General features: G+C 51.2%; 11 protein-coding genes, 1 tRNA gene and 3 pseudogenes. 6 read left to right on the top strand and 9 right to left on the bottom strand.

All coding sequences use genetic code 11. The annotated features are described in order from the left end of the window. Positions 1-13: 13 nt before the first annotated feature. The 3 genes and pseudogenes from dnaE (at position 14) to tilS (ending at position 5,921) form a co-directional block, all read left to right on the top strand. Entirely contained in the window at positions 14-3,478 is a 3,465-nt protein-coding gene (gene dnaE / locus IT774_RS12670; protein ID WP_195810083.1) for a DNA polymerase III subunit alpha, read from the top strand. 73 nt (positions 3,479-3,551) lie between these two features. Then, positions 3,552-4,507 (top strand): annotated as a pseudogene (gene accA, locus IT774_RS12665) (acetyl-CoA carboxylase carboxyl transferase subunit alpha). A 43-nt stretch (positions 4,508-4,550) separates the two neighbouring features. Then, on the top strand, positions 4,551-5,921 hold the full coding sequence (gene tilS, locus IT774_RS12660) for a tRNA lysidine(34) synthetase TilS (protein ID WP_195810082.1): 1,371 nt from the start codon (positions 4,551-4,553) through the stop codon (positions 5,919-5,921). 59 nt (positions 5,922-5,980) lie between these two features. On the opposite strand, the gene IT774_RS18070 is transcribed toward tilS, so the two are convergent. Both IT774_RS18070 and IT774_RS12650 read right to left on the bottom strand, forming a co-directional pair. Continuing rightward, a complete protein-coding gene (locus tag IT774_RS18070) occupies positions 5,981-6,061 on the bottom strand; it encodes a hypothetical protein (protein ID WP_408641219.1) in 81 nt (26 codons plus the stop codon). Then, positions 6,058-6,807 (bottom strand): GGDEF domain-containing protein, encoded by a 750-nt coding sequence (locus IT774_RS12650; RefSeq protein ID WP_195810081.1) that lies wholly within the window; start codon positions 6,805-6,807, stop codon positions 6,058-6,060. The genes IT774_RS18070 and IT774_RS12650 overlap by 4 nt, the downstream gene beginning before the upstream one ends. 251 nt (positions 6,808-7,058) lie before the next feature. Here IT774_RS12650 and IT774_RS12645 point away from each other — a divergent pair. Next, positions 7,059-8,998 (top strand): annotated as a pseudogene (locus IT774_RS12645) (cation:proton antiporter domain-containing protein). Positions 8,999-9,038: 40 nt separating this feature from the next. Here IT774_RS12645 and IT774_RS12640 read toward each other — a convergent pair. Continuing rightward, positions 9,039-9,275, bottom strand: a complete 237-nt coding sequence (locus IT774_RS12640) for a hypothetical protein (protein ID WP_195810080.1) — start codon at positions 9,273-9,275, stop codon at positions 9,039-9,041. Between the two features lie 346 nt (positions 9,276-9,621). Here IT774_RS12640 and tadA point away from each other — a divergent pair, with 346 nt between their 5' ends. Beyond that, complete coding sequence (tadA, locus tag IT774_RS12635) at positions 9,622-10,032, top strand: tRNA adenosine(34) deaminase TadA (protein WP_332308848.1); 411 nt, start codon at positions 9,622-9,624, stop codon at positions 10,030-10,032. Positions 10,033-10,344: 312 nt separating this feature from the next. On the opposite strand, the gene mltF is transcribed toward tadA, so the two are convergent. Further along, a complete protein-coding gene (gene mltF, locus IT774_RS12625) occupies positions 10,345-11,709 on the bottom strand; it encodes a membrane-bound lytic murein transglycosylase MltF (RefSeq protein ID WP_232364986.1) in 1,365 nt (454 codons plus the stop codon). Between the two features lie 220 nt (positions 11,710-11,929). Here mltF and purL point away from each other — a divergent pair. Further along, positions 11,930-15,818, top strand: a pseudogene (gene purL / locus IT774_RS12620) (phosphoribosylformylglycinamidine synthase). A 362-nt stretch (positions 15,819-16,180) separates the two neighbouring features. Here the strand turns inward: purL and smrA are convergent. The 5 genes from smrA to IT774_RS12600 form a co-directional block, all read right to left on the bottom strand. After that, on the bottom strand, positions 16,181-16,765 hold the full coding sequence (gene smrA / locus IT774_RS12615; RefSeq protein ID WP_195810077.1) for a DNA endonuclease SmrA: 585 nt from the start codon (positions 16,763-16,765) through the stop codon (positions 16,181-16,183). A gap of 160 nt (positions 16,766-16,925) precedes the next feature. Beyond that, entirely contained in the window at positions 16,926-17,882 is a 957-nt protein-coding gene (locus tag IT774_RS12610) for a hypothetical protein (RefSeq protein ID WP_232364985.1), read from the bottom strand. A gap of 50 nt (positions 17,883-17,932) precedes the next feature. Continuing rightward, positions 17,933-18,163, bottom strand: coding sequence for a hypothetical protein (locus tag IT774_RS17505; protein WP_232364984.1), 231 nt, complete (start codon positions 18,161-18,163; stop codon positions 17,933-17,935). A gap of 275 nt (positions 18,164-18,438) precedes the next feature. Then, a tRNA-Arg gene (locus IT774_RS12605) sits at positions 18,439-18,513 on the bottom strand. A gap of 39 nt (positions 18,514-18,552) precedes the next feature. Beyond that, entirely contained in the window at positions 18,553-18,855 is a 303-nt protein-coding gene (locus IT774_RS12600) for a FlgT C-terminal domain-containing protein (RefSeq protein ID WP_195810076.1), read from the bottom strand. Positions 18,856-18,872 lie beyond the last annotated feature (17 nt).

The raw sequence follows: 18,872 nt of genomic DNA, 5'->3' as shown, positions 1-18,872 counted from the left end.
AATAGCAGGTGTTATGACATCCCCTTTTATACATCTTCGCGTACACAGTGACTTTTCTATGATGGATGGCCTGAACAAGGTCAAACCATTGCTGAACAAAGTGTGTGAACACAACATGCCGGCCGTGGCACTGACCGACCAGATGAATATGTGTGGGCTGGTTAAGTTTTATTCTGAATGCCACGACCGGGGCATCAAGCCTATCATCGGCACCGACTTTTGGGTCACCAATGACACGTTCGGTAATGAGCCGTTTCGTCTCACCCTGCTGGCACAAAACAACGCCGGTTATAAAAACATCACCCTGCTGATCTCAAAAGCCTATTTGCGCGGGCATATTGCGCATCGCGCGGTAATTGATCAGGCCTGGCTGGCCGAGCATGCCGAAGGCATTATTGTACTGTCCGGCGCTCAGCAGGGGGATGTGGGCGTGGCGCTTACAAAAAACAATAATAAATTACTCAGCGAAGCCCTGGAGTTCTATCAGACCCACTTTGCCGATCGCTTTTATTTGGAGCTGCTGCGCACTGGCCGTCCCGGAGAAGAAGACTATCTGCATCGGGCGGTCGCTTTGGCCGAGTCCAACGGCTTACCGGTAGTTGCAACCAACGAAGTCTGTTTTGTCGACCAGGAGGGCTTTGATGCCCATGAAATCCGGGTGGCAATTCACGATGGTTATACCCTGGATGATGTTCGTCGTCCCAAAAAATACAGCGATCAGCAATATTTGCGTTCGGCCCAGGAAATGGTTGAGCTGTTCAGCGACATTCCCGAAGCCATCGAAAATACGGTGGAGATAGCAAAGCGCTGTAATGTAACGGTGCGTCTGAACGAATACTTTTTGCCGCAGTTTCCCACCGGCGGCATGACCACTGCTGATTTTCTGGTTAAACGCTCTCAGGAAGGGCTGGAAGAACGGCTGGAATTTTTATTTCCGGATGAAGCTGAACGTCAGGCCAAACGCCCGCCTTATGATGAACGACTGGATATTGAACTGGGTGTTATCAATCAGATGGGGTTTCCCGGTTACTTTCTTATCGTTATGGAGTTTATCCAGTGGAGTAAGGATAATGAAATTCCGGTAGGACCGGGGCGGGGCTCAGGTGCCGGCTCACTGGTGGCGTATGCGTTAAAGATTACCGATCTGGACCCATTGGAATTTGACCTGCTGTTCGAGCGATTTTTGAATCCCGAGCGGGTGTCGATGCCCGATTTTGACGTCGATTTTTGTATGGATCGTCGTGACGAAGTTATCGAGCACGTGGCGGAATTGTATGGCCGCCAGGCGGTGTCGCAGATCATTACATTCGGCACCATGGCCGCCAAGGCGGTGGTCCGGGATGTGGGCCGGGTGCTGGGACACCCCTACGGGTTTGTCGACCGCATCTCAAAGCTAATTCCACCGGATCCCGGGATGACGCTGGGCAAGGCTTTTGAAGCCGAACCACGCCTGCCGGAGCTGTACGATGTCGATGAGGAAGTCAAAGATCTTATCGATATGGCGCGGATTTTAGAAGGGGTTACCCGCAACGCCGGCAAGCACGCGGGGGGCGTGGTTATCGCGCCCACCACCATTACCGATTTTGCGCCTCTGTATTGTGACGACGAAGGTAAGTTTCCCGTTACCCAGTTTGATAAAAATGACGTAGAAACCGCCGGCCTGGTTAAGTTCGACTTTCTGGGTCTGCGAACTCTGACCATTATTCAGTGGGCCATCGACATGATTGCCGAGGGTCATGGTAAAAAAATCGATATTACCTCGATTCCGCTGGAGGACAGCAAAAGCTTTCGCTCGTTACAGGCGGCCGAAACCACAGCGGTATTTCAGCTTGAATCCCGGGGCATGAAAGAGCTGATCAAACGGCTTAAACCTGATTGCTTTGAAGATATCATCGCCCTGGTGGCCCTGTTTCGTCCGGGACCGTTGCAATCGGGGATGGTAGATAATTTTATTGACCGTAAGCACGGTCGTGAAGCGATTTCTTATCCCGATGCTGAGTATCAGCACGAGTGTCTGAAAGAGATCCTGGAGCCCACCTACGGCATTATCCTGTATCAGGAACAGGTGATGCAGATCGCCCAGGAAATGGCGGGGTATTCATTGGGTAGCGCCGACTTATTACGGCGGGCAATGGGTAAGAAAAAGCCAGAAGAAATGGCTAAGCAACGAACCTTTTTTGCCGAAGGGGCCGAAAAAAATAACATCGACGCCGATCTGGCGATGAAAATTTTCGACCTGGTGGAAAAGTTCGCCGGCTATGGCTTTAACAAATCACACTCTGCCGCCTATGCCCTGGTGTCTTATCAGACCCTGTGGTTAAAAGTGCATTATCCGGCTGAATTTATGGCGGCCGTGATGTCGGCGGATATGGATAACACCGACAAGATTGTGACGCTGGTCGACGAAGTTCAGCGCATGAAACTGGAAATTTTACCGCCTGATTTAAATGCCGGTAAGCACAAATTTACCGTGGATGAGAAAGGCCGGATAGTCTATGGCATCGGCGCCATCAAAGGCGTGGGTGAGGGCCCGATTGAAGCCATTATCGAGGCGCGTGAAAATCATGGCAAGTTTACTGACTTGTTTGATTTTTGTGCTAAGGTAGACCTTAAACGGGTCAACAAGCGGGTGCTGGAAAAGCTGGTACTGGCTGGCGCACTGGATAATCTGGGACCACACCGCGCGGCGATTATGGCAACCCTGCCTGAAGCCATCGCCGCCGCCGATCAGCATGCTAAAGCAGAATCTTTTGGGCAATCTGATATGTTCGGACTGCTTAATACCGAATCTGAAAGTGTGGAACAGGCGTTTGCGGATGTGCCTGAATGGGCCGAAAAAGTCTGGCTGGATGGTGAGAAGGATACGCTGGGTTTGTATTTGACCGGCCATCCAATCAATCAATACGCCCGTGAAATCCGTCACTATGCAGATGGCCGGCTGGTTGATTTAAAACCCACCGGCAAAGAGCAGATGGCGACCGCGGTGGGGTTGGTGCTGTCGGTAAGGGTGATGACCAATAAACGCGGACGGCGTTGGGCAATTGTCACCCTGGATGATAAAAGTGCGCGAATGGATGTTCGTTTTTTCCCCGATACCTACGAGCAATTTGAAAATATTCTTGAATCTGACCGAATCTTGCTGGTAAAAGGACAGGTCAGCTTTGATGATTTCTCCGGGGGCAATACAATCACCGCCCGTGATGTAATGGATATCGTGCAGGCGCGGGAACAACGAGCCCGGGCCTTATTATTACAAATAGATACGCAGCAATGGCCACCAGCGAAGCTGGCTTCGTTGCAAGACATTTTACAGCCGTACACCGGGGGCAGCTGTCCCGTAGAGCTGCAGGTTTTGCATCCCGATGCTGAAGCCGTGTTAAGGTGTGGTGCGCAATGGTACATCACCCCTGAAGATCAATTGCTGCACGAATTGAAGCATTGTCTGGGCGAGCAGGCGGTATCGTTAAGTTATCATTAAGCTTTGGCCTTTTTAGGGGCAAAGCATCATTGTCAGCTGCCCGGACTACAGCGCAGTAAATATAGGACACACAATGAGCATACAATTTATAGAATTTGAACAACCTATTGCTGAACTAGAAGCAAAAATTGAAGAGCTTAGGTTGGTAAATCAGGGCGGTGAATTCGATGTCAGTATTGAAGAAGAAATCACCCGGCTGCGGGCAAAAAGTGCCGAGCTAACGAAAAAAATCTTTTCTGATTTAGGGGCATGGCAGATATCCCAACTGGCACGTCATCCACTGCGTCCGTATACCCTGGATTATGTTGGTCGGGTGTTTACCGAATTTGACGAATTGGCAGGCGATCGTGCTTTTGCCGACGACAAAGCAATTGTGGGTGGTCCGGCGATGCTTGATGATCAGCCGGTGATGCTGATTGGCCATCAAAAAGGCCGTGATACCCATGAAAAGATTAAACGTAATTTTGGTATGCCAAAACCCGAAGGTTATCGTAAAGCCTTGCGTTTGATGCAGATGGCCGAGCGTTTCAAAATGCCCATTATCACCTTGATTGACACCCCCGGAGCCTACCCAGGAGTCGGCGCCGAAGAGCGCGGGCAAAGTGAAGCGATTGCCCGCAACCTGCTAGAGATGTCCGAACTTAAAGTACCTATCATCTGTACCGTTATTGGTGAAGGTGGCTCGGGCGGCGCACTGGCCATCGGCGTGGGCGATCGGGTGAACATGCTACAGTATTCCACTTACTCGGTGATCTCGCCTGAAGGCTGTGCGTCAATTTTGTGGAAAAGTGCCGACAAAGCCCTCAGGCAGCAGAAGCCATGGGGGTAAGCGCCGGTCAAATCAAAGAACTGGGATTGATTAACTCTATCGTCGAAGAGCCATTAGGTGGTGCCCACCGTGATCATGATGGGATGGCGGCCAATCTTAAGGCGACCCTAAAACAACAGCTTAGCCAGTTGATGAGTCTGGATCAGGAAACCCTGATGAATGAGCGTTATCAGCGGCTGATGTCATTTGGGTATTGTTAGATTATGAACTTACCCGTACCTGGTCTCAGTCTCAGGTAATGGTGTGAATACCACTATCAGCGGGATTCACCGGCAGCTTCAGCAGTTACTCATCCAAGGCCCCGGACAGGGGCCTTGTGGTGTCCAGCCGCTGGTTATTGGCTTTAGCGGGGGCTTGGACTCCAGGGTCCTGTTACAGGCAGCCTGTAGCCTTCCGGGCGTCAGTCCGTCACACATTCATGCAGTATATATACATCATGGCCTGAGTGAGCATGCTGATGCCTGGCAATTACATTGTCAGCAGTGTTGCCAGCAGTTAGGCTGCCAGTTTGTGGCATTACCCGTGAGCGTCAGTTTAGCCTCCCGCACCAGTACCGAAGCCAGTGCCAGAGATGCCCGATATGAGGCGCTGTTTGAATACTGTCGTCAGCATCAGGGCACCCTGGCGCTGGGTCAGCATCTTAATGACCAGCTTGAGACCTTTTTGCTGCAGGCACAGCGTGGGGCCGGGCCTAAAGGGCTGGCTGGCATGCCGGCGCTGGTGCACCGGCAGCAGGTCTGGATTGTACGACCGCTGCTTGAATATGCCCGGGAACAGCTGGAGCAATGTGCAAAAGACCTGAATTTGCAATGGGTCGAAGACGAGTCTAATCAGGATACGCGGTTTGATCGTAACTTCCTGCGTCAGCATATCACCCCGCTGTTACAGCAGCGCTGGCCGGTTATCGGTCAAACTATTGCCCGTAGTGCGCGACTGTGCGCGCAGCAAACCGCACTGCTTGAAGAGGTCTGTGATGAACGGCTGGCGCCTTTGCTGGCAGGCTGTTCACCCACCACCGCGAAGGCGAGGGCAGCAGCCGACGCCCGACCCAAGATACAGTTTAAGCTCAGGCAGCAGGGGATATCGTTAGAGGGGTTGTCGGGGTATTCTGAGGCCTGGCAGGAGCAATTGGTACGACGCTGGCTGGAACATCAACAGCAACCTATGCCCGAAGCCCGGCAATTGTCCGAGATTTTGAAACTGACGCGCAGCAGCGCTGATGCTCAGCCCCTTATTCGTCTGGCAAATAAAGAACTACGGTGTTTTCAGCGTTATCTTTATTTAGTCTCGCCATTACCTGAGCCTGGTGAGCCGAGCACGACCGTGGCCCCGGGGCAGGTCTTTGATGAGCCCTGGAGCGTGGTTGCGTTCTCGTGCAGTCAGCAGGTACAGGTAACCGGCAATATGCCTGCAGCAGTCTGCCGCATGCATAAACAGGGCGTGTCTAAAAAATTGAAAGACTGGTTTAAACAATGGCAGGTACCGGCATGGCGTCGACGTCATATTCCGGTGATTTTGGAAAACGGAGTGGTGGTAGCTGTTGTGTTACCCGATCAGCCAGTCTTGTTTACTCAGGCTGATAATTCCTTAACGATAGCGATAGAAAAGCGGTAGTATTCGTCAGCTAAGCGGCTATTGTTCGGCAACATTCTGCCGCTTCCCGGTAACGACAATCAGGCCGCGTGATACGCATTCTTACCACTGCTTTTCACCCGGTAGAGGGCTGCATCCGCGCGGTCAAATAAACTGCTTATATCATCCCCCGGCCGGTAAACGGCGCCACCAATGCTACAGGAAACCCCCGCTGGCGCAGGTAGTCATTCCCGGCAATGGTGTGTTGCAGACGTCGGGCGACGGCATCAATACAGGCATCGGTCACACAGTGCAATAAGCAGCAAAACTCATCGCCGCCAAACCGAAAGGCTTCGTCTTCGCCGCGTAGTGACTGATGGATATCTTCGGCCGCCCGGGCCAGGACCTTGTCGCCTTCTTTATGACCCCTGGTGTCATTTACTGTTTTAAAGTTATCCAAATCGATAATCAGTAAAGCAAAGGCTTCTTCGTAACGAATAGCCCGGCTCAACAGACGGCTGCAGGCTTCATTAAAGCCGTTGCGGTTGCTCAATCCGGTTAACGTATCCTTGGTCGCCAGGGCTTTTAAATTGTTAAAAGCAAGAGCCTGAAGCAGCTGTTTAGAAAAGACACAATGCAGTTGCTCGACCAGTTTTCGCTCGCCTCGGGTTAAGGATCGTGTAAAGTAGTATTGTACGCTGTGTTCAGCGCGATCCGCATGGGCGAGGATAGGTAAGTTTAGCTGTTCACCGGCCGGGTTTTGCGGTGCATATTGACCAAAGCTCATTGGCACGCCCCCGGCCATCAGTGTAAGGGCTCTCAGTGGCAGGTAGCAGGCCAGTTCATGATGATAAAGCTTGCCCAGCTTCTGGAAATCCAGCGTGGACAAAAGTCTGCCTACAAAGGCCTGAAATTGGGTACAGGACATTTCATTACCTGTTGGGATCATTGTATAAGAACGATCTTCAAAAGGGGAGTTGTAATGTGTATTTTGCAAATCCATAACCAGGACCTTTTTAATCAGCACCACATACCGAATGCAAAGCAATCATGTAAGGCTGTCAATATGTTGTCGGTAAGCCTACTTTTGATCAAGATCCAGCAAGTATTGTGCCTATATAAATAATTTGTGAATTAGCAGGAGCGCAGGTGCCGGAACATAATTTTCTTCAGGTCGTCATGTTGATGGTGGTGGCGGTGGTCTGTGTGGCCAGCTTCCGACGACTGAATCTGCCTGCCATTCTGGCCTATCTGGTGGCCGGCGTGGTGGCCGGGCCTGAGGTCTTCAGCCTGTTTGACAATGCCCAGGATATGCATGTGCTGGCTGAAACCGGTATCGTCTTTTTATTGTTTTCGCTGGGGCTGGAATTCTCGCTGCCCAAACTGATAGCCATGCGTAATCTGGTGTTCGGGCGGGGGCCGCACAAATGTGTTGTACCACCTTGTTATTCAGCGCGCTGGCCTGGCTGCTAGGGTTACCCACCGATAGTGCCATTATTGTCGGCGGCATGCTGGCGCTTAGCTCAACCGCCATTGTTATCAAACAGATTAATGAGCTCGGAATGCTGAATCACCAGCGCAGCCAGGTGGCGATCAGCGTGCTGTTGTTTCAGGATCTGGCGGTGGTGCCGTTTTTGATTATTATCCCGCTGTTGTCAATGGAAGCGGATATGGGCCTGGGGCAGGTACTAGGCCTGGCACTGCTAAAAGGCATTGTGGTCGTCGCGTTTTTATTGTCGATAGGCAAGTGGGTTTTACCCTGGGTATTTCGCGAGGTCGCCCGCACCCGCACCGATGAGCTGTTTGTACTGACCACTATTCTGATTGCCTTGCTGGCGGGTGGCCTGACCTATGTGTTTGGGTTATCCATGGCGCTGGGGGCATTTTTAGCCGGCATGATGCTGGGCGAGAGTCAGTACAAATATCAGCTGGAAGCTGACATCCGGCCATTTCGGGACATTTTGATGGGCTTGTTTTTTGTCACCGTGGGGATGCAGCTGGATTTGCAGGTGCTGATTGATAATTTTGCGCTCATCGGTGGCGGGGTGGTCCTGGTCATGCTCGCTAAGGTATTGCTGATGAGGGCGTCGGCCTGGATGGCCGGCTGTGAAGCTCATCATGCCTGGTCTGCGGGTTTGCAACTGTGTCAGATTGGTGAATTCAGCTTTGTTATCGCCGCGCTGGCCACCACCCATAATGTGCTATCAGCGCAGCAATCTTCGATGCTTATCAGTATGGGTGTGCTTAGTATGGCCATTACCCCCTACCTGGTAAGCAAAAGCTTAGCCTTTGCCAACTACATGACCCGCAATCCTGAGGTGACGCCTGATCACAACGATCAGCAACAATTTTCCGACATTAGCGGGCATATCATCATTGCCGGCTTTGGCCGGGTAGGGCAGTCGGTCGCCAAGCTGTTAAAGATGGAAGATATTCCCTTTGTGGTGATTGATGCCGATCCGGTGCGGGTGCACGAAAGCCGAAGCGCCGGCGAACCGGTGATATTCGGCGATTGTCGCAATAAAGATATTCTGCACTCAGCGGGGGTGAGCGGAGCGCGGCTGTTATTAATCAGCTTTGACTACCCCGGCGAAGCCATCCGGGTCATGAGTGCCACGCATCAAGTTAATCCTGATCTGAAAGTAATAGTACGTACCAGACGCGATTATGAGCTGGAAAGCCTGTACGAGGCCGGCGCATCGCAGGTGGTGCCGGAGTTACAGGAAGGCAATTTAATGCTGATTTCGCAGGTATTACATTATTCGGGAGTGCCGATGTCACGAATTTTGAGGCGGGTCAGACAAGAGCGTAAAGGGCGTTATGATCATCTGCATGGGTTTTACCCCGGGGAAACCACGGAGATTACCTACGGCACCCAGGATAAACTCGAGTTTGTTCACGCGGTGGCGTTAGGTTCTCATGCGGCATGTTTAGGCAAAACCCTGGATAATCTCAAGCTTAAGACTATGCGGGTGACCATAAAGGGATTACGACGCGCGGGCAACCAGATCGATCTACCCGCTGACGAGCTGGTGTTAGAGGCCAACGATGTGCTTATCATCGCCGGGAAGCCGCGCCGGGTCGAACGGGCAGAACGCTATTTACTTGAAGGCAGTTAACTCATTAAGGCTTATTTGCGCTACCTGCTGGCCTAATGAGTCAGGCCACTTTATCTTTATCTAAATCTTTGAACTGTCTTTTTAAGTCGTAGCTTTCATCAGTAACAATTTTTTCCAGTACTTCAATACGCTCCCGCAGCTCTGCAATTTCAGCTTCATACTGCTCAGTGCGAGCATCACTGGTTCTTTTACTCTGCCTGACCCGACATCCTGCTTCGACAATCTTGTAAATTACAGACGCCACAATGGCCACAATAGCGATAGCGGTTAAGTTCATTTGGTTACCCTCACCTGTTGATCTATTTTAGTGTAAAATGATTTGACTTAAATTGCTCGAATTTTGTTCAGCTTGAATGGTATCGTTGCAATAAGTAGTGCTTGTAACTAACTAGTAAAGCAAGATATGTACAAACAATTTTTATTTTTAAAGTATTTAATAATCAGATGCTTACTAATTTGCATCGTTCTTCCTGTAAGTATGAAGTAGGAAATAGGCCGATGATTTCGTCAAATTCGCCAACTCAACCACCCGTAGACCATGATGACGCCTACTGGATGGCGGCAGCGCTGGAACGGGCACATCGTGCAGAAGCGTTAGGTGAGGTACCGGTGGGGCCATTGTGGTGGCTGACAACACCATTATCGGGGAAGGCTGGAATACTCCGATTACCGACCACGACCCTAGCGCGCATGCCGAATTAAGTGCTATCAGGATGGCAGCCAAAGCGCTGCAGAATTACCGGGTGGTCGGGGCCACCTTGTATGTCACCTTGGAGCCCTGTCCAATGTGCGCCGGGGCCATTGTGCACAGTCGGCTGCAACGGGTCGTATTTGGTGCGTATGATCTGAAAACCGGGGCGGCGGGTTCGGCGCTACAGTTGCTTGACCATAGTCAGTTGAATCATCAGCCGGAACTGTGCGCAGGGGTGATGAAAGAGCAGTGTGCGAAGCTGATTTCGAGTTTTTTTGCCCGGCGGCGCGCCGAGAAAAAAGCGGCCCGAGCGGCGCTCAAGGCTCAGGAAGCCGAACGCTGAGTGTCCGGTTCCAACTCATTGCACACAAACTGGCGACGGCGATGCAACATACGTTGATGGTTACGCTTAAACATTAAGCGGCGTTGATTATTGTTACGAAGATTCTTTCTTGATTTCATAGTTCGGTTTCTTTTCATTCATACCTTTTTCGTTAATAGTGCACGACAGCAGGGATGAGCGGTTGAGTAGGGTATTGGTTCAATACGTAAATTCTGACTTGCTGGAATTAGCTAAGTGGAAGGTTGCTTCCCTGCTGTATGTGCTTTATAGATTTAGCGTATAGACTAAATATTAAGGCGCAATGACAAAAATTCAAGTCTGCGGGGGATTCTTAGGCTCCAGCAGGTCGGTATTATTATCCAGATAAATCAGCGTGTCGTAATAGCGGCGGATGTTCTCTACGTATTTTTTACTTTCCCGACCCCGGGCAAAGCCATAGGTCGTTGTTTTGTAAAATTGTTTTTGCTCTAGCAGGGGCAGACGCCGCTTCACATCGACCCACAGGTCCGGGTTACCGCCCTGCTGCTCCGTCAGTTTGCGGGCATCTTTTAAATGGCCCAGACCAATATTATACGCGGCCAAAGCCATCCAAATTCGATCAGGCTGGCCCACTCTGGCGGGGATCCGCCGTATGAGACTGGTTACATACCGTGCGCCGCCTTCGATACTGCTTTGTGGATCAAGCCGGGAGGCAATATTCAGATCGCTGGCCGTATCCCGGGTCAGCATCATCATGCCCTGCACACCAGTATACGACACGGCATCGGGCTGCCAGTGGCTTTCCTGGTAACTCATTGCTGCCAGTAGCCGCCAGTCAATGTCTTTGGCGTGCGCACGAAACATGTCAATGTAGGTGGGTAGCTGGTCTTTGGCAGCCTTGATAAACGCCCGGGTATCAACATAGTTGAACTGGCGAATATGTCCAAAATACTTATCTTCCAATGCTTTAAAGACCCCGCTTTGGTGCAGGTCACCAAAATACTGAATAATGGCACCGCGCAGAGAGTCGTCCTGGCTGGCGTTTAACAACCAGGCAATGCCTTTGGGTTCATCCAGCCCAAAGCCGATACTGAGCTGCGGAAACTGACGCCGCTGTACCGACAGGGTGTTGGTGTCCACCACCGTGTAGGCGAGGGTGCCCTGCGCCACGTCACTGAGCAGTTCCCAGATATCTTTATTGTCGGTACTTTGCCATTGCAGCTCTGGGTTTTCCTGTTGTAACCGGGCCACCAGCTGCTCAGTGCTGCTGCCTTTAACCACCAGCAGAGGGGCGGTTAAATCTGCAACCCGCCGTGGGCGGGTCTGGCCCTGCTGAAACACCAGTTTGTGAGAAACCTGCTGATATACCGGGCCTAACTTGAAGACCGCTTCATTATCCGTAGAGACGGCATCGCCGGCGGCCACCAGATCGATGCGACCTTCACGTAAATCCTGCTTCAGCGCATGATAGGAATAGAAGGGCAAAAGCTGTAATTGCACCCCAACTTGCCTGGCAAAGCGCGCGGCCAGTTCGTATTCAAAGCCCTGGGGACCGGTGCTGCCATGATAAAAGGTTGTGCGGCCATAGATGGTCCCCACCTTGAGCACGCCCGCCTGTTTAATTTGTTCCAGCTTGTTTGGCGGTGGCGCGGGTTCGCAGCCGCTGAGCATGCCCGCCAGCCCAAGGGCAAGCAACACTACCAGGGCCTGCCGTACTCGCCGGGCCATGGGTTTGTGAAAGATAAGGTTAAAAAACTGAAGGCTTGTCATGGTGCTAAAGGTAAAAAATCCTGCTCATTCGTTCAATACAAGGTTATCAAATAACCCGAATTGCTCTATAATCCGCGCCGAACCCCGTCAATCAAAAGATAGCAACAATCTATGACGTTGTTATCGATTAACAATCAGGTAAAGCGATATGTTGGTCCTTCGAGGCGCTCCTGCACTGTCTGAATTTAGACAAACTAAACTTATTGAACGGCTTGGTCAATCAGGCATGAAAATTAACCGACTATACGCTGAGTATATTCATTTGGTCGAAACCGACTCAGCGTTAGGGGAGGCGGAGACCGAGGTACTCGATAAGCTGTTAACCTACGGGCCCAGGCAATCGACAGAATCTCCTCAAGGCACTTTATTCTTTGTAACTCCCCGTCCCGGCACCATTTCCCCCTGGTCCACAAAAGCTACCGACATTGCCCACAATTGCGGCCTCACCAATCTTCAGCGAATCGAACGAGGTTGTGCCTATTACCTTGAATTCGACCAGACCCCTACTGCGGCTCAGTTAGAACAAATAACCGCTGTGCTTCATGATCGAATGACCGAAGTGGTGTTTGGCAGTACCGAAGACGCCGGGGCACTGTTTCACCATACCCGGGGGGAAAGCTTTCGGTCTGTAGATATTCTGGCTCAGGGCAAACAAGCGCTGGTGGAAGCCAATACTGTTTTAGGGTTGGCGCTGGCCGATGACGAGATTGAGTATTTGTATGCCAGCTTCAGCCGGTTAGGTCGCAACCCTAACGATATTGAGCTGTATATGTTTGCGCAGGCTAATTCTGAGCACTGTCGTCATAAAATCTTCAATGCCAGCTGGACCATTGACGGGGTTGATCAGCAAAAGTCTTTGTTCAAAATGATCAAAAACACCTTTGAGGTGCTCCCTGATCATGTGTTCTCAGCTTACAAAGACAATGCGGCGGTGATGGAAGGCTGGCCGGCGGGACGTTTCTTCCCTAATCCCACAACGCATCAGTACGACTATCATCATGAAGACATTGCCATCCTGATGAAAGTGGAAACCCACAATCACCCCACGGCTATTTCGCCCTTTGCCGGTGCGGCAACCGGTTCAGGCGGCGAGATTCGGGACGAAGGGGCTACCGGACGCGGCTCTAAGCCCAAAGCTGGCCTGGTGGGTTTTAGTGTGTCTAATCTGAATTTGCCAGGTGCTGCGCAGCCGTGGGAGCAACCCTATGGCAAGCCGGCGCGAATTGTCAGCGCGCTGGATATCATGCTTGAAGGCCCGTTAGGGGGCGCTGCCTTTAACAACGAATTTGGCCGGCCGGCGTTGCTGGGGTATTTTCGTACCTACGAACAAACGGTAAACAGTTTTAATGGGCTGGAGGTACGGGGTTATCACAAGCCCGTCATGCTGGCCGGTGGTTTGGGTAATATTCGCCGTGATCATGTAGAAAAAAATGAGATAACCGTCGGGGCCAAGCTTATTGTACTGGGCGGCCCGGCGATGAACATTGGTCTGGGCGGCGGCGCTGCCTCGTCGATGGCCTCGGGTCAGTCAAATGAAGATTTGGATTTTGCCTCGGTGCAACGGGATAACCCGGAAATGGAACGCCGTTGTCAGGAAGTAATAGACGCTTGCTGGCAATTAGGGGATGCCAATCCGATTCAGTTCATCCACGATGTGGGGGCGGGGGCTTATCCAACGCCCTGCCTGAACTGGTCAACGATGCTGAGCGTGGCGGTAAGTTTGAGTTGCGTAATGTGCTCACCGATGAGCCCGGCATGACACCACTGGAAATCTGGTGTAACGAGTCGCAGGAGCGCTATGTTATGTCGGTTGCCCCTGCTGATATGCCGGTATTTGAAGCTATTTGTCGCCGTGAACGGGCGCCCTTTGCTGTGGTAGGCGAAGCCACCGCAGAGCAGCATCTGACCCTAAATGATGCTCAGTATGACAATCAACCTATCGATATGCCGCTGGATGTGCTATTGGGCAAGCCACCCAAAATGCATCGTGAGGTAACTTCCGCGTCGGTGGCGGCTCAGGAGCTTGACCGCGCCGGTATCACTATTGAAGAAGCGGCTAAACGCCTGATGGCGTTACCCACTATTGCCGAAAAAACCTTTTTGATTACCATTGGCGATCGTTCCGTAACCGGCCTGGTGGCACGGGATCAAATGGTGGGTCCGTGGCAGGTGCCGGTGGCTGACGTGGCGGTTACTGCCAGTGCGTTTGATACCTACCATGGTGAAGCGATGGCGATGGGTGAGCGCACCCCGCTGGCGCTCTTATCCCATGGTGCCTCAGCGCGGATGGCGGTGGGCGAAGCCCTGACCAACATTGCGGCAGCGAATATTGGTGATATCAAGCGGATAAAATTATCCGCAAACTGGATGGCAGCGGCCGGCCACCCTGGTGAAGATGCAGGCTTATATGAAGCGGTAAAAGCGGTGGGCGAAGAGTTGTGCCCGCAGCTGGGTCTGACCATTCCGGTGGGCAAAGACTCAATGTCTATGAAAACCGCCTGGCAGGATGAGAAGGGCAACGAAAAAGCGGTGACCTCACCCTTGTCATTGGTGATCTCTGCCTTTGGCGCGGTCAAGGATATCCGCAAAACCCTGACGCCCGAGCTCAATACCCGTCAGAGCGATACCCGTTTGCTGCTGGTGGATTTGGGCGCCGGTCAGAATCGACTGGGCGGTAGTTGTCTGGCCCAGGTTTTTGACCAGTTGGGTAGCCAGCCTGCCGATGTTGATGACGCCGGTCAGTTGCTGGGCTTTTTCAACGCGATTCAGCAAGCCACTGAGCAGGGGCTACTGCTGGCCTATCACGATCGTTCTGATGGCGGCTTGTTTACCACTATCGCCGAGATGGCCTTTGCAGGTAAAACCGGGGTGTCGGTCAATCTTGATAGCCTGGGGGAGGATGATTTAAGCGCACTGTTTAATGAAGAGCTGGGCGCGGTGGTGCAGGTTGCTCAGCAGGATATCGAGGCAGTCCAGGCTATCTTCAGCAAACATGGGATCGCCCATCTTTGTCATGATATTGGCACCTTGAACCAGGATGACAATATTGACTTCTCGCGGGCCGAGGCCTGGGTCTTTTCTCAAAGCCGGGTAGAGCTGCGTATGGCGTGGGCCGCCACCACCTATCAAATGCAGTCGTTACGGGATAATCCTGAATGTGCCCGCCAGGAACACGAAGCCAAACGTGATAGTAACGATCCGGGATTGCATGCGGCGCTAAGCTTTGATGTAACCGAAGATGTGGCCGCGCCAATGATTGCCACCGGTATTCGTCCGCAAATTGCGATTTTACGCGAACAAGGGGTCAACTCGCACCACGAAATGGCGGCGGCATTTACCCGCGCCGGGTTTAGCGCTATTGATGTTCATATGAGCGATATATTACAGGGTAAGGTGTCGCTGAAAGACTTCAAAGGGCTGGCTGCCTGTGGTGGGTTTTCTTATGGCGATGTGCTGGGCGCTGGTGAAGGCTGGGCCAAATCTATTCTGTTCAATGCGCAGGCACGGGATGAATTTGCAGCCTTTTTCGATCGCCAGGATACGTTTAGCTTAGGGGTATGTAACGGTTGTCAGATGTTATCAAATCTGAAGTCACTGATCCCCGGTACGGAACACTGGCCGCATTTTGTCCGCAATCTTTCTGAACGCTTCGAAGCGCGGGTGGCAATGGTAGAAGTGACAGACTCAGCGTCTGTATTGTTACAGGGCATGCAGGGGTCTACCTTGCCTATCGCCGTCAGTCATGGCGAAGGCCGGGCAGAATTTGCCAATAGGGGGCTTTAGAGCAGGCTCAGTCGCAGGTTGCCCTGCGTTATGTCAATAACTACGGTCAGGTCGCCACTCAGTATCCGGCTAATCCCAATGGCTCGCCCGCTGGGATCACAGGGCTGACGTCGGCTGATGGACGCAGTACCATTATGATGCCGCACCCTGAACGGGTATTCAGAACCGTCGCCAACTCCTGGGCTCCGGAGGATTGGCAGGAAGATGGTGCCTGGATGCGAATGTTCAGAAACGCGCGGGTATTTGTTGGCTAAATCGTAGGAAAGTATGATATCAGGGCGCTATTTACGATTGCGCCTTGTTATCCTGGCATTACTGTTTTATTGTATTTGCTGCCAGGAAGGCGCTTAGTTTAAAAGGAACTTGGGTGTAACCTGATTTTTGTCGATGCGCGCAAAAATCTGTGAATAACAAGAGACGACTATGAATCGTTCATCACGAGGGTTTGGACTTACCGGAGTCGCTTTGGCTGTGTTGTTTATGATCATCACCGCCGTATTCAGCTCTTCGGCCAGTGCTGTTAGCACTGGAATTCAGACTGCTGCGCAGTCTGTGCAATAATAATTTTTTTTGCGTGCAGCTGAACCCAGGTTCAGGGAGTCTGCACGCTCAGAAATTACCGGCGCCGGTTTCGTTCCCGGTTTATCAGTTTTTGATCCGGATGCTTTTTCAGTAGCACATAGGTGGCGCCCCGACCGCCGTGCGCCGGTTGCGCGGTATGAAACGCAATAACTTCTTCTAATTCTCCCAGCCAGTGTTTTACATAGCTTTTCTTGAGTCCGGGAAAGGGTTTACTTTGCTCGCCTCTACCATGATTGATAAGTAACGCCCTTGCCCCTTTTGCGTGGCATTTTCTGATCAGGTTAAACAAGGCTTCCCGCGACTGTTCCAGGGTTAATCCGGTTAGCGATAACCGGTGTTCAATGGTGTATTTACCCAGTCTCAGACTTTTGAAAACCCCATCCTGAATACCGGGTTGCTGATAACTTAAAAAGTCATCAGGGTCGACCGGCTTCACCCCTTCCATACTCAAGGGGTTAACTATTTCGTTTGGGCCCGGGCGGCTGGCGGCACGTTGCTGTTTTTCGGCCAGTTGCTGGGCGGGCGAGTACAAATGTATTTTGTCATCCTGGGCTAAAGGCTTTACATCGCCTATTTCGGCCAAAAAAGATTCAAATTCTGCGATGTCTTGTTTTTGCATAAATACCTCATTGTGATGCATGCAAAAAATAAAAATTCGATAAGACTAGTACGGTGAAGCGAGGCTGAGAAGTTTAACACAGAGAAAAAATGCGGGGTTTAAAGATATGTAACGCAATCAAGGCTCACCAACAGCGCACGTGAGCCTTGATTGGCCTGACTTAGCTGCCCAGAGTTTGCATAGGTTCGAGGTCAGTGGTGTTGGTTTGGATAAAGCCTAACAGGTCATCTATTTTATCCTCACTAAAGCCTAACTTGGCTTTAAGAGAGATTTTTCCGTCAAGATGTTCAGTTACGCTAAAACTATTCACTCCCAGCGCGCGGGAGAAAACCGTATGTACCTGACTCCGGTTAATATCAATAACTTTGACTTTGGTGGAGGTTTTGTAAATAGCCATAGGACCGGCATCGGTGGTAACCCAGTTGATGGCCCAATAATAATGACTGGAATTAGGTAAACCAAGTTTGTCGTATAATGCTTCTTTAAACTCAACATTTTCGCATTTGTTTATTGCGGCATTTTGTCTTCGACAGTTCGAATGCTCTGCCACATTCTTCCCATTTAGGTTTACATCCATTGGCACTACTTTATCGGTATCCAGGTTTACCAGAACATAGTGATCCACCTGATTTAAGCCAAAGGTGTTGCCAAGGCTTTCAAATGAGTCTAATAGCCCACCGACTTTATCGCTGTCGTTACGGGCATCTTTTTCTAAAAGAATATAGCCAGTGGCTGCCGCATCACCATTTTGGTATTTAGCAATATGATAGTTTTCTAGCAGGGTAATAGCGCGAGGTTGCTCGGTACCAATTATATACCGGAATGCCGAACCCGGACGGCCCACAATAAAACCGTCTGACGTGGGGATGACGCTATTCCCCTGAAAGGTTCGGCCCGTGGTGGTAGTGACGGTAAATTGCCCCGCGTGGCGGGTTACTGTCGCTATTTTCAATGGCGCGGCGTCAGAACCCGCACGGTGGTATTTTAAGGTGAAGGCATTGTTATAATTTTCGATGGCATAAGTCAGGCTTCCGGTTAAGCGATCGCCGCCAAAGTTGGCCACACTGCCTTCCGGGTCGTAAAACATTTTACCGTTGATTTTTATGCCATCTTTCACGCGATAAAAAATAGCCGGGCTGCCAGATTCATCGACAAGGTGTTTTTTGGTCAGAAGCTCTGCTTCGGTAAGTGTTGGTTCAGGCTCAGGCTGCGATTGAGCCTGTTGGTTGCCCAGGTTAGCCTGGCCCAGTAATGCCCCGGGCCAGCCTGTTGCAGCTTACTTAGCATTGCCTGGCGCATTTCATTCGCAAATTCGCGCTCTGCCTGAGTCGGCGGGGTAGAATTACAGGCGCTGACCATCAACGCGGCCGTAGTGACACTCAATATTCTTTTTTTCATTTTCTGTTCTCAGTGAAAGGACACAACATCGCACCGACTGCGGCCGGTAATAGCATGATTAATACCGATGTAGTCAGACGTATCAACCGAAAAACCAACAAAGCTGGTTAATACTGAGAAAAAAGAGAAAAGTCTTCGCGAAAAAAAGCAAAATGTTATGAGTGCGTGCAGTCCTTGCCGCAAAAAGAATCCGTTCTTAATCAGTAAGTTTTTGTAATTTCTGGTTTTATCTTATTATGCTAAGCCAGCTGCGTGAATATAGCAACACAGGGCAGTGGCGTCCCCAGCTGGAATCGAACCAACATCTAAGCCTTAGGAGGGCCTTGTTTTATCCATTAAACTATGGGGACACAAGGCTATTATAACGGTTAAAAAAATAAGAAAAAGGTCTATCTTTTAGCAACATAGTCGTTTGGCTGAATATTTATCAGTAAACCATCGCCGCTGGCTGTGACAGTGGCTGAATTCGCAAACGCTGCGGTAACCTGTACCTGCTCCGGATACAAATTATATTGCGTAAAAGTTTGACCATAGGCGTCGGTCACCTGCGCGGTCTGATAGACATAAAGGCTATCGCCCACCTGCAACCCATGGGCACGGCCCAACGAGACCTGTAATTCATTGCCTGAAACCTGTAACACCCGGCCCGTGGCGGGCTGACAGGCCAGCGTGCTTTCTACATCGGCGACCACTGCAGCTAACTTTCTGT

The organism is Salinimonas marina (genome assembly GCF_015644725.1).
Taxonomy (GTDB): Bacteria; Pseudomonadota; Gammaproteobacteria; order Enterobacterales; family Alteromonadaceae; genus Alteromonas.
This window is presented reverse-complemented; position numbering and strand designations above follow the sequence as displayed.